Origin of the sequence: Acidaminococcus hominis, from assembly GCF_900291475.1 — a bacterium.
Lineage (GTDB): Bacteria > Bacillota > Negativicutes > Acidaminococcales > Acidaminococcaceae > Acidaminococcus > Acidaminococcus hominis.
The window spans coordinates 1,068,911-1,081,286 of sequence record NZ_OLMM01000005.1 but is presented as its reverse complement, the minus strand read 5'-3'; the positions used below and the strand labels follow the sequence as shown (position 1 = coordinate 1,081,286).

At 53.7% G+C, this 12,376-nt stretch carries 6 protein-coding genes and 1 pseudogene; 1 reads left to right on the top strand and 6 read right to left on the bottom strand.

Annotated features, from left to right (window positions below):
- Nucleotides 1–143 (top strand): annotated as a pseudogene (locus C7E10_RS12550) (IS30 family transposase); the annotation flags it as partial.
- Between the two features lie 384 nt (nucleotides 144–527).
- Here C7E10_RS12550 and C7E10_RS11520 read toward each other — a convergent pair.
- The 6 genes from C7E10_RS11520 to glmS all read right to left on the bottom strand — a co-directional run bounded on the left by C7E10_RS11520 (nucleotide 528) and on the right by glmS (nucleotide 11,711).
- Nucleotides 528–980: a hypothetical protein gene (locus tag C7E10_RS11520; RefSeq protein WP_105327403.1), complete on the bottom strand. Its 453-nt coding sequence runs from the start codon at nucleotides 978–980 to the stop codon at nucleotides 528–530.
- A gap of 3,034 nt (nucleotides 981–4,014) precedes the next feature.
- Nucleotides 4,015–4,854 carry a carboxylating nicotinate-nucleotide diphosphorylase gene (gene nadC, locus C7E10_RS11515; RefSeq protein WP_105327402.1) on the bottom strand — a complete coding sequence of 280 codons (840 nt, stop codon included), beginning with the start codon at nucleotides 4,852–4,854 and terminating at the stop codon, nucleotides 4,015–4,017.
- A complete protein-coding gene (locus C7E10_RS11510; RefSeq protein WP_105327401.1) occupies nucleotides 4,851–6,446 on the bottom strand; it encodes an L-aspartate oxidase in 1,596 nt (531 codons plus the stop codon). The genes nadC and C7E10_RS11510 overlap by 4 nt, the downstream gene beginning before the upstream one ends.
- Before the next feature lie 3 nt (nucleotides 6,447–6,449).
- Complete coding sequence (nadA, locus tag C7E10_RS11505) at nucleotides 6,450–7,370, bottom strand: quinolinate synthase NadA (protein ID WP_105327400.1); 921 nt, start codon at nucleotides 7,368–7,370, stop codon at nucleotides 6,450–6,452.
- A gap of 533 nt (nucleotides 7,371–7,903) precedes the next feature.
- The gene (locus C7E10_RS11500; RefSeq protein ID WP_105327399.1) at nucleotides 7,904–8,917 is read right to left on the bottom strand and encodes an L-dopachrome tautomerase-related protein; all 1,014 of its coding nucleotides are present in this window, start codon (nucleotides 8,915–8,917) and stop codon (nucleotides 7,904–7,906) included.
- Between the two features lie 964 nt (nucleotides 8,918–9,881).
- Nucleotides 9,882–11,711 (bottom strand): glutamine--fructose-6-phosphate transaminase (isomerizing), encoded by a 1,830-nt coding sequence (glmS, locus tag C7E10_RS11495; protein ID WP_105327398.1) that lies wholly within the window; start codon nucleotides 11,709–11,711, stop codon nucleotides 9,882–9,884.
- Nucleotides 11,712–12,376: the final 665 nt, after the last annotated feature.

The window sequence follows — 12,376 nt, the reverse complement described above, 5'->3', positions numbered from 1 at the left end:
TAGAGCGGTTCTCTGATGAGGATATCCTGAACATGGCAGATACGCTGAACCAGCGCCCACGTCGTGTTTTGGGCTACCATACGCCGTCAGAGCTATTTGATGCATTCCTCGATGAAGTTTATGCTATTGAGTGTGTTTCTTGATTATAGTTGTTCAAATTCAACTTGCAATTTACCATCTGCTTTTTATTTAGTATAGTTCCCATAACTATCCCCCTTTTATCAGTACTTCCCCATATACAAATATTTAATTTTTTTGCAGGACTTTAGGCTTCCACATTAAGCCAAACCATCGCTTCTAAGTTTTTCCGTTCATTGCCGGAACCATTCTTCTTGCTCTAGCATGTATATAAGTATTATATCATGAATTCAAAATGAGCAAAATTCCTCCCAACAAAATAAAAGCCCAGAAACCGAATCCCCCACGAATCCGGTGTCTGGGCTTATACTTTTTATCACTGACGTCCATCAACATTTTCCTGCGGCCAAAAGCTACGAAGCTTTCAGTATCACCGCCACGCACAAAAACTACTTCTTTTGGCCATTATCAAAATCAACAGCTTTCAGCTCCAACAGCAGGCCATTGGTATCAAACACTTCATCACCACAAACCAAACTGCATTTTACTTGAACCGTGTCCGCTTCTATTTCATCCATTGTATTGATGGCTCCGCTTTCATCATACTCTTTGCCATTAATCCATACCGGGCCAAGAATAAATGCACAAAATTCCACATAGCCTTCTTCTTTGGTATCTGGTTCATAGCAGCCTTGTGTTATTTCATAGGACTCTGGATCAATTTCCTTAAAAGCAGGTGCCAAAAGTTTCTCGGCCTTATCAATCAGTTCCACAAAGGGCTTTGCCTGATCAACCGGCAGTTTAAACTTGTAAAAGTCCGGGCCTTGAGCCATATTCAAATAAAAATACTCTGTGGTCATCACCGTGCCAAAATCTACCATCTCTTTTAGTGTGTAGCTCATTGTCATACCTCCATTTTCATCAATCCTAAATTTCTTCCCATACTAAAGTTAAAACGTAAGTAAAAACCCGTACCCCCAATTGTATTTTTATCAGCTTTCCGATTGCAGTTTTATTGTAGCATAAACCTTGTACAAAAAAACTCCCTTGTGGTTTGAATAATAGTGCGGTCGGCAGACTTCCTGGTGCTGGTGCCGGGTATCCCCGCAGTGGTTCGCGGCGCTGTGCGCTCCTGCACCCTAAAAAGTTCTTACCTTGCAAAAAAAGGTAAGAACAAGGTAAGAAAAAATGAAATCCCGGAACCCGCATGGCTACTGGGTTTGCGGCCTCCGTTCTTACCTTCTTACCTTTCTTACCTACATATAGATATATAAAGAGAGAAATAAAAAAATAAAATACCCGTCTCCCGTTAATTATATAATATATATAGGGCTGTACGGGAAAAGGTAAGAAGGTAAGAAAAATCCCGGAGAGCAAGGACTGGTGCGGGTTTCCGGTTCTTACCTTGCTTTTTTGAAAGATAAGAAGGTAAGAACTTTTGGTAAACGATAGGGCTGTGAGTGGTGAACAATGGTTTTGAGGCAGCTGCTTTTTCCCCCTATTGCCACTTTGCGGCATTTAGCGGAAGGAAAAGGTTAGTCCCCGCTGGGGCTAGTGCAAGAAGGACGGTAGCTGAACTACAGAAAACTCTGTACCGGATTTTTGGTCGATGTTCTCAACGGGTATTGTGCGGACAACTTGGGTTTGAACTCCATCCGCCGGCGAGTTCGCCGGCACCTTCCCCTTCTCCAGTGCATGCCAAGCACTGCACTGGTAAGGGGAAGGCAGGTGGCCTACGGCCGCTAAATACTGGGATTTACTGCTATTATCCCCTATTGCCGCGTTGCGGCATTTCCCCCAAAGGGAAAGCCTGTCCCCGCCTGGGCTAGTGCCCAGTAAGAGCGATACGCTGGCGGGAAAGAATTTTCTTTTAAAGTTCTCACTCCCCGGCCCCGCTTTTTGTAATGGGTAAGCGGATCTCTATCAGCTGTATTTTCCACGTATTACTTATTTTCTCAATATATTTATATTATTTACTTGCTGAGTTCTTTTCTTAAAAACTTCGTTTTTGCTTTTGAGCGCATATATTTACATAATTTTCAGACTTTCGCTTACAAATGTTCACTGAGTGAATTTTGGATCCTGCCGGGTCGTTTTTTGGCCAAGTCTGCTATACACGGTCCGGGCTGGCTTAGGGTATTTTCTCCCTGGGTTTCAGGGCCTGTTTCAAGAGCAAAGCCCGTTCTGCGGCGGTTTATTTCTCCTGTGAAGCTTTTGTTTTTCCCAGGGGATATTTTCCCTTAGCCCAGGTAAAAAGCCCTGGTGAAGCGGCCGCAGACTGCGGCAGAGGCCTTTACTGCAGCAGCAGAAGCACTGGTAAACCGATACCCAAAACAGGCCGTTTTTACCCGAATACACCTATTCAGGCAAATAAGCGGGGTATATCCCCAAAATACAAATAGCCCTATTACGTCCAAATTTGGCCTCTGAGCGACATTTTATATAAAATGCATATCCGACTATGCATGGCAGGTATGCAAACCGTTAAAAACGATTTTTGAGCCATTCAAGAAATGACCCTTACCCCATTGGCAGCATCCTGTTACAAAATCGAGTTATCCACAGAACGTGTTGTCACCCCCTAGTAAGTTACCATCGCCTAGGTAGGTTTACAATCACCTATCAAGAACTATCACTCTGTAACTAGTAGTGTAGTACCACGATCCATCGCCCAACTAGGTTTTAAAGCTTTGACTTGACTTAACTTAGCTTAACTTGACTTAACTTATATTGGGTTGCCACTTGGTTGTCAAATGGTTGCCACTTGGTTGTCAGTTGGTTGCCATAAATCGAGAGGCAAACAATAAAAAATGATAAATATCAATATATTTATATTTTAAGAGAATATGGCTCGGCACGCATTCCCCTATTGCCGCTTTGCGGCATTTAGCGGTTCGCCGTTCACCAGTCAGCTTCGCTCTTTGAGCTCACTTCCTGGACGGCTGTCGCAGGGGTCGTATATTCCATTTCTCTACTGCCAAGGCCTTGAGAAATGGATACGACTCCCCCCGAGTGGGAAACATCTTTCCCCGCTGGGGCTAGTGCGGACCGTTAGGTAGCTCAACTACAGAAAATTTGCCCACGGGCAAATTTTTGCTGTAGAAAACTCTATACCGGATTTTTGGTCAATGTTCTCAACGGGTGTAGTGCAGACATTCCAGTTTCGAACCCCATCCTTGTTCCGCTTTAGCACTAGGGGCGGAACGTTCCTTCCCCTTCTCCTGTTCGCATAGCGAACAGGTAAGGAGAAGGCAGATGCGGCGCTAGCGCCGCAAAAAAAAGCTTTGATGAACTTCTATCGTCGTCTGCGACGACACTTCCTGAGCGGTTCGCTGCTAGCCAGTCATTTTCGCCTTGCAGGCTTAATTCCTGGGCAGCTATCGCATGGGCCTTATTGACCAAACATCCATGGGTATACTTGTGGGATGTTTGGATGCGGCCGCAACGTTTGCAGGAAGCATTCTAGGAAGCTACTGGTCATCTTCATACCAGCACTATATTTTAGATTTTACTTGACCATTGATGGCTTGGAAGCCTACCACAGTGGTTCGCAGCTAGCCAATCAGCTACGCCCATTTTGGGCTTGCTTCTTGGGCTGCTATCACATAGGTCACATATTCCAAATATCCTTTATAAGAAGTATATGGATATTTGGATGTGACCGCAAAGCGTTGTGGTAGGTGTCAGCCGTAGGCTGACGAAGGAAGTTTTTCCCCAATGCCGCTTTGCGGCATTTCCCCTGGAAGGGAAACGTCTGTCCCCATTTGGGGCTAGTGCAAGAAGGACGGTAGCTCAACTACAGAAAATTTGCCCGTAGGCAAATTTTAGCTGTAGAAAACTCTGTACCGTTTTTTGGTCGTGCGGTCTGCAAGCTATCGGTTTGGTGCTGATGCAATGAAAAACGCTCTGGGGTTTTCCAGAGCGTTTTTCATTGCCTTATTTTATTTTCCCAATATCCATGCTGATATCCAATGCCTTAACAGAATGGGTCAGGGCGCCGACGGAGATGACGTCTACGCCGGTGGCGGCCACTTGGGCCAGGGTGTTCTCATTGATGCCGCCGGAGGCTTCTATAATCACTTTGCCTTTGAGTTCTTTGACGCAGGCTTTCATTTGCTCGGGGGCCATGTTGTCCAGCATGATGACGTCGGCGCCGGCCTGGAGGGCTTCTCTGGCGCCTTCTAACGTTTCTACTTCGATTTCGATTTTGGTCATATGGCTGGTGTGCTTTTTGGCCAATTCCAAGGCCTGGGTTATGCCGCCGGCTACCTGAATGTGGTTGTCTTTAATCAGGACGGCGTCAAACAGACCCTGGCGGTGGTTCCGGCCGCCGCCCACCCGGACGGCGTATTTTTCCAGCTGGCGCAGGCCCGGGGTGGTTTTCCGGGTATCCACCACTACGGCACCGTAGGGGGCGGCCAGTTGGGCCAGTTTATGGGTATAGGTGGCTATGCCAGACAGGTGCTGGAGCAGGTTCAGGGCCAGGCGCTCGCCGGTAAGCAAGGAACGGGCGCTGCCGGAAACTTTAGCCAGTACAGTCCGGTCTCCTGCGGCGGTGCCTTCCGTCACCATGGGCACAAAGGTCAGGGTGGGGTCCAGCAGGGCAAAGACCCGCTGGGCCAGGGGCAGGCCGCACACAAGGCCAGCTTCTTTAGTATGAATGAGGCCGGTGGCCACGGCGTCCGGCGGTACGATGGCTTCTGTGGTAATATCGCCAAAACCAATATCTTCTTCCAGCCAGGCTTTCAGGTCCTGGTCCAACAGTAAGGGGTTCATAGGTTAGCCTCCTGGGATTTCTGTAGTTTTTCAATGCTGTGATGCTGCCACCCCACCCGGGACAGGGGGTAATCCGTCCGGTAATGGGCGCCCCGGCTTTCTTCCCGGGCAAGGGCGGCTTGGGTGATCAGCTGGGACACCAGCAGCTGGCAGCGCAGGTCCAGCTGGGTAACGGTGGTGCAGGCGGTGCCGGCAAAGAGGGCGGCCCAGGCTTTCAGCTGCCGCAGGGCTTCAGCCATGCCTTCCCGGTCCCGGGCAATGCCCAACTGCCGGCTCAGCAGCTGGCGGAGGGTTTCCTGGAGCTGCTGGAGTTCGCTTTCGCTTTGGGTCACGGGTACCAGGTGGCTGGCCCAGTGCCTAGCTGTGCAGTCCACGCCGCTTTCCCCTTCCAGGGCTTCTGCGGTCCGGTGGCCGAACACCAGGCCTTCCAAAAGGGAGTTGCTGGCCAGACGGTTGGCGCCCTGGACTCCGGTGCAGGCGGCTTCCCCGCAGGCGTACAGGCGGGCGATATTGGTCCGGCCCTGGGCATCGGTGCGCACGCCGCCCATCATGTAGTGGGCTGCCGGGGCAATGGGAATCTGCTCCTTTACGGGGTCCACGCCATAGGAGCGCAGGGTCCGGGTAATCATGGGGAACTTGTCCGCAAAGTGGTCAATGCCGGTGGTGTCCAGGAGTACGTGGTCGCTCTGGCATTTTTTCATTTCCCAGGCGATGGCCCGGGCCACCACGTCCCGGGGGGCCAGCTCGGCCATGGGGTGGTGCTTGGGCATGAAGCGTTCGCCCTGGGTATTGTACAATTTGCCACCAGCGCCCCGGACGGCTTCCGATACCAGGAAGCTGGGACAGCCTAGTTTGGCCAGGGCGGTGGGATGGAACTGGACAAATTCCATATCCATGAGCTCGGCTCCCGCCCGGTAGGCCAGGGCAGCGCCGGCACCCAGGGCGCCGTGGGGGTTGGTGGTGTAGGCAAACAGGCGGCCCAGGCCGCCGGTGGCCAGGACGGTGGCAGCGGCCCGCAGGTACAGGGGGCCGCCCTGGTAGAGAGCTATGGCGCCATAGCAGGTGCCCTCCTTCACCAGAAGGTCCGCAACGTAGCAGTGCTCCAGAACGGTAATATTGGGTTCCTTGGCGGCTGCGGCCCGGAGGGCCCGGGCTACTTCGGCGCCGGTGCTGTCTCCGTTGGCATGAACAATCCGGTTCCGGCTGTGGCAACCTTCCCGGCCCAGGGCCAGGGTGCCGTCGGCAGTCCGGTCAAACAGGGCGCCGTCCTGGATCAGGTCCCGGACGGACGCCGGCCCCTCCTCCACCAGGATTTTGGCCATGGCTTCGTCGGTAAGGCCGGCACCGGCAATGAGGGTATCTTCCAGATGCAGGGCGGTGGAGTCCCCCTCCCCCATAACGGCAGCAATGCCGCCCTGGGCTTTGGCGGTGTTGCAGTCCTCCAAGGTATCCCGGACCACCACCAGCACCTGCTTTCCGGCCCGGGCGCAGTCCAGGGCGGTGGTGAGCCCGGCGGCGCCGGAGCCGATGACCAGCACCTGGGTTTCCACGGGAGTCAACTGCTCCGTATCAAACGCGGTCCAATATTCCATGGCTCAGGCCTTCTTTCCGCCGGAAATGGCCAGCATCCGTTCCAGGGACTGGCGGGCTTTGTTCCGGATATCCTCGGGGACCACCATCCGGGGTTCCAGGGTTTCCAGGGACTGCTTCACCATATCCAGGGTAATCATTTTCATATTGGGGCACAGCATCAGTCGACCGGCGGGATAGAACTTCTTGCCGGGGCAGCGCTGCTCCAGGGGAGCGAAGACGCCGCATTCGGTGGCAATGATGAATTCCTGGTCCGTGCTGTCCTCTGCGTAGTGGATAATGCCCATGGTGCTGCCTACGTAGTCGGCCAGGGCACGGACTTCCGGCCGGCATTCCGGGTGCATCAGGACCTTGGCGCCGGGATGCTCGGCTTTGGCGGCCTGGAGTTCTTCGACGGTTAGCGCTGCATGGGTGGGGCAGCAGCTGGCCCAGCCGTGGATCTTGTGCTGGGTTTTGGCGGCGGTAAAGGAGCCCAGGTTCTGGTCGGGGACAAAGAGGATTTCGGCGTCCTTAGGCAGGGAATCCACCACGGCTACGGCGTTGGAGGAGGTGCAGCAGATAGTGCTCAGCGCCTTCACCGAGGCCGGGGTATTTACATAGGACACCACGGTGTATTCCGGGTGCTCCTGGAGCACGGCCCGGACCTTGGCGTCCAGAGTATCGTCAAACATCCGGCAGCCAGCTTCCATATTGGGCAGCAGGGTGATTTTGTCCGGGGACAGGATATTGGCGGTTTCGGCCATGAAGCGGACGCCGCAGAACACGATGACGTCGGCGTCGGTTTTGGCGGCCTGCTGGGCCAGGGCAAAGGAATCCCCGCAGAAATCGGCTACTTCCTGGATTTCTTCCGGCTGGTACACGTGGGCCAGAATAATGGCGTTGCGTTCTTTTTTGAGACGGGCAATGGCATCAAAAATATCTTCCATGATTGAATCTCCTTAGGGTTCAGCGCGGGGCCGATTTATTGTCAAGACAGTTGTCAATCTGTTGGTAATACATTGTCCCTATTGTAGCTTTTTTCATGGATTTATGCAAGGAGAAGGTGATATGCAGTTGTCGTGTGCAAGTTGATCCCTCCGGGCATCACGGCTGGGAACCCCATCCTTGCTCCGCTTTGCAATTAGGGGCGGAGCTTTCCTTCCCCTTAACAGTGCACGCCAAGCAGCGCACTGTTAAGGGGAAGGCAGGCGGCCGGGGGCCGCAAATGCTTAAATTCGGTCAGCAAAAATGTATTACTACGTTTCTTAAAGTACATTCTTCTAAACACAACGTGCGTACAGTGAAGAAGAATAAAGTGTATTTTTATTGCAAATTCCCTTTAGAAGCTGAGCACTCTCCTATGGTAGTGACGGGAAGTGCTCCTTCTGCGGCCTGCGGCCGCAATTGTTCGAAGGGTCTGCTGGACAGAACAAAAGGCACTCCCCCATTGACTTCAGGGGGAATGCCTTTTGTTCTTCTTTTAGGGTTCCAGTTTATACAGGCCATATTTGGTGCGCTGGTTCTTGGGGTAGTTGATTTGGGAGGTGGTGAAGTACAGGGTGCCGTCTGGGCCTTTGGCGAAGCTATCGGCCCAGCGGAGGGGCTGGCCCAGGTCTAGGTCTTTGCCCTGGTGTTTTTTCAGGTCATAGGTCCACAGGGTTTCTTTGGGCAGGTCGGCCATATACAGGGTATGGCCGTCTAGTATCAGGCCGTCGGTGGGGACGTTCTGGGGGTTCTCCACCTGGATGGAGCGCTGGCGCTGGGGTACGGTGAGTTTTCGGTTTCTCAGCACGGCGGTGGGTACGGCGTAGAGTTTGTCCCCGCCCAGGGCGGTGAAATACAGGGTATTGCCGTCAGCGGAGAGTTCCAGACCATCGCTTTGGCTCACATGGGTATCGGGGCCGGTGGAAACAAAGTCTATCTGCTGGAGGTTGGCTTTGACCTGGGGTATATCGGTCAGGGCCCGCCAGGCGTCCCCAGTGGACAGGTCCAGGACCACAATACCCCCTTCCCCGGAGTCTGTGAGATAGGCCACCTTGCGGTTCAGGTCCAAGCGGACGTCGTTCAGGTAGCTGCCGGGCCGGGCCACAGTTTCTGGAAAGACAAAGATCCGGGTAATCCGGTTGGTGGACAGGTCCACTTCATACAGCCGGGCGCCGGTTTTGGCTACGGGTTTGTCCCGGAGTTTGGCCGGGTCCAGGATCCACAGGTGGTTCTCGCCATCGGCTATGACGCTTTGGACGCAGACGAAGTCCCGGTTGGCTTCAGGGCTGGGATAAGCCTGGAGTTTGCCGTCCACCAGTTCGGCGACCCGGTAGTCCCGAGGGTAGTCGTTCCAGGTGGGGTAATTGACGAAGATCCGCCCGGATTGGGACACTGCGACGCCGGTCCACTGTTTGTCCGAGCTGGCGATTTGGGTCAGCCGGGCAGCAAAGGCAGTGGTGGTTAGGAGGAGGCCGGCCAGGATTAGGGCAGGAAGTGATTTTTTGTGCATGGGGATTGTCCTTTCTAAGTAAGGTTTGGGGAGGATGCCTGTTGGTGCGGTCCGCGAACCTGAAGTGATGTGGTGCCGGGAATCCACTCTCCTGCATCACTACCTTATGCAAAGGTAGTGATGCTTTCCTCTCCCCTAGAGGCGAGAGGTTATAATGGTTCGTGCGATCCACGGGAATGGGAGGAGGCCGGGCCCGCAAAGCGGGCGGGACCATATTGCCCCTATCGGCACCTACGGTGCCGCTTTCCCCAAGGGGAAAGGTCTGTCCCCTTTTGGGGCTAGTGCAAGAAGGACGGTAGCTCAACGACGGAAAAGTTGCCCAAGGGCAACTTTTAGCTGTAGAAAACTCGTATTAGTTGGTGCGGTCCGCAAACCTGAAGTGATGTGGTGCCGGGAATCCACTCTCCTGCATCACTACCTTATGCAAAGGTAGTGATGCTTTCCTCTCCCCTAGAGGCGAGAGGTTATAATGGTTCGTGCGATCCACGGGAATGGGAGGAGGCCGGGCCCGCAAAGCGGGCAGGACCATATTGCCCCCATCGGCACCTACGGTGCCGCTTCCCCCAAGGGGAAAGGCCTGTCTCCATTTGGGGCTAGTGCAGGAAGGACGGTAGCTCAACGACGGAAAAGTTGCCCAAGGGCAACTTTTAGCTGGAGAAAACTCGTATTAGTTGGTGCGGTCTACGGGGTGTAGTGTGGGGCGGCGTGGTTTGAGCGCCCTCCGTCGCCTTTCGGCGACACCCCCCACACGTTTGTTGGGGGCATTCCAACCGCTGCTGGTCATATGCTAAATAAAGGCTAGTACAAGGAGTTTGGTAGTTTTGCCATTTTCCCCTATTGCCGCCTTGCGGTATTTTCCCAATGGTGATTTTGTTGGTGCGGTCTGCGGGGTGTAGTGCGGGCCGCCCTAATAAGGTTAAAGGAGGCTGCCAAGGCAGCCTCCTTACGGTACTTCTTTCCCATTTTATTCTACGGTTACGGATTTGGCCAGGTTGCGGGGTTTATCTACGTCGCAGCCGCGAACCAGGGCGGCGTAATAGGCCAGCAGCTGGAGGGGAATGACGGCCAAGATGGGTGCCAGGTCTTCATCGGCTTTGGGAATGATGATAACGGAGTTGGCGTGTTTGGCCAGCTCGGTATCGCCTTCCATGCCGATGCCGATAACGATGGCGCCGCGGGTCTTGACTTCCTGCAAGTTGCTGATGGTTTTGTCATAGATGGAGGACTGGGTGGCAAGTACGATGACGGGTACGCCTTCCTCAATCAGGGCCAGGGTGCCGTGTTTCAGTTCGCCGGCAGCATAGGCTTCTGCGTGGATGTAGGAGATTTCCTTCAGTTTCAGGGCGCCTTCCAGGGCTACGGCGTAGTCCAGGGAGCGACCCAGGAAGAAGGCGTCTTCACAATCGCCGTAATTGGCGGCAAAGGCTTTAATCTGGTCCACATGGTCCAGGATATCATGCATTTGTTCCGGCACGGCCAGAACGCCTTGAATCAGCTGGTGGAGCCGTTCCTGGTCCAGGGTCCCCTTCAGGGAGGAGATGTACATGGCCAGCAGCAGCATAACAATCAGCTGGGTGGTGTAGGCTTTGGTGGAGGCTACGGCGATTTCGGGGCCAGCGTAGGTGTACACGGTCTGCTCGGCTTCCCGGGAAATGGAGGAGCCCACCACGTTGGTAACGGCCAGGGTTTTGGCGCCGCGGCGTTTGGCTTCTTTCAGGGCTTCCAGGGTATCGCTGGTTTCGCCGGACTGGCTGACCACGATGCACAGGCAGTGTTCATCGATGATGGGGTTCCGGTAGCGGAATTCGCTGGCAATATCGACTTCTACGGGAATCCGGGCCATTTTTTCAATATAGTACTTGCCCACAATGCCGGCGTGATAGGCGGTGCCGCAGGCTACGATAAAGATCTTGTTGATGTCCTTCAGGGTTTCTGGGGTCCATTGGAGTTCGTTAAAGGTAACGGTGTCGCTGTCCTTGCTGACCCGGCTGCGGAGGGTATCCCGGACGGCTTTGGGCTGTTCGTAGATTTCCTTCAGCATGAAGTGTTCAAAGCCGCCTTTTTCGGCTGCTTCGGCATCCCAGGTTACCCGGAAGACTTTCTTGTCGATGGGGTTGCCTTCCAGATCCTTGACTGCTACGGAATCCGGGGTGATGACGGCCATTTCGCCGTCACTTAAAATATAGGTATCCCGGGTCTTGCTGATGATGGCGGGGATATCGGAGGCGATGTAGTTTTCGCCTTTGCCCAGACCGATGACCAGGGGATTGTTCTTCTTGGCGCAGATGAGCTTGCTGGGGTCCTTGGTGGTCATGAATACCAGGGAATAGGAGCCTTGGATTACGTGCAGCACTTTGCGCACGGTTTCTTCAAAGTCCCCGGTGTACAGGTCGGCCATCAAATGTGCCACCACTTCGGTATCCGTATCGGAACGGAAGTGGTAGCCCTTTTTCAGCAGGCTTTGCTTTAAGGGCATGTAGTTTTCGATGATGCCGTTATGGACCACGGCAAATTCGTTCTTTTCATCCGTATGGGGATGGGCGTTTACGTCACTGGGTTTCCCATGGGTAGCCCAGCGGGTATGGCCAATGCCCAGGGTACCCACGGGTTCTTTGCCTACGATTTTTTGACGCAGGGCGTCCAAACGGCCCACGCATTTTTCTACGGTAATTTTTCCGTCATTGTATACTGCGATGCCGGCAGAGTCATAGCCTCTGTATTCCAGTTTGCTCAGGCCCTCCATCAAAAATGGGGTTGCCTGTTTTCTGCCGATATATCCTACGATTCCGCACATAGTTGTGCCCTCCTGAATTTGTACTTACCGTCTGCCGCAGGCCCTTCTGTGTTCCTTTGTTACCAAAGGGGTTTGTAGGTCTGCTTACGGTTTGCAGCTTACCGAGAGGCATCCGCTGACGTTTCGATAAACCTCTTCCTCGTCTGCCGGGAATCCCGGCACGTGCGCTGATCCACTACGCAAATCTCTTTGCAAAGGTCCCCCTCAAGCCCTTTGCTGACCGGCCAGACCGGTATACCCGGGCGGCATGTTTTTGTAGCGTGTCTATCATACTATTTTTTGGCAGGTTGGTCAACTACGAAGGGGGCTGGAGACGTTTTTGTCCCAGGGAGAGGGGGTGGTAGTTTGTCGGTGCGGTCCGCGAACATCCTGGATTTGAACCCCCATCCTTGTTCCGCTGAATGGAAACTCTTTCCGTCCTGCCTTACGGCAGGCCACCTTCCTCACGCTTGATGAAGGTAAATAAGGAAAAAGGGCGGAACATTCCTTCCCCTTACCAGTGCATGCCAAGCAGTGCACTGGTAAGAAGAAGGCATACGGTCTGTGGGCCGGGTTATACGATTCTCAACTAGGTATTCTGCGACCAACTGCCGCTTGCCTTCTCCTCCCCTCGTCATCTCCATTTTGCCGTAAACCCAACTGAAATGGGGAAAATGCGCCTATTC

Bases quoted from the DNA above. Each gene is read 5' to 3' on its own strand.
- nadA (WP_105327400.1), bottom strand. From the start codon at position 7,370: ATGGAAGATATTTTTGATGCCATTGCCCGTCTCAAAAAAGAACGCAAC.
- glmS (WP_105327398.1), bottom strand. From the start codon at position 11,711: ATGTGCGGAATCGTAGGATATATCGGCAGAAAACAGGCAACCCCATTT.
- C7E10_RS11500 (WP_105327399.1), bottom strand. From the start codon at position 8,917: ATGCACAAAAAATCACTTCCTGCCCTAATCCTGGCCGGCCTCCTCCTA.
- nadC (WP_105327402.1), bottom strand. From the start codon at position 4,854: ATGAACCCCTTACTGTTGGACCAGGACCTGAAAGCCTGGCTGGAAGAA.
- C7E10_RS11510 (WP_105327401.1), bottom strand. From the start codon at position 6,446: ATGGAATATTGGACCGCGTTTGATACGGAGCAGTTGACTCCCGTGGAA.
- C7E10_RS11520 (WP_105327403.1), bottom strand. From the start codon at position 980: ATGAGCTACACACTAAAAGAGATGGTAGATTTTGGCACGGTGATGACC.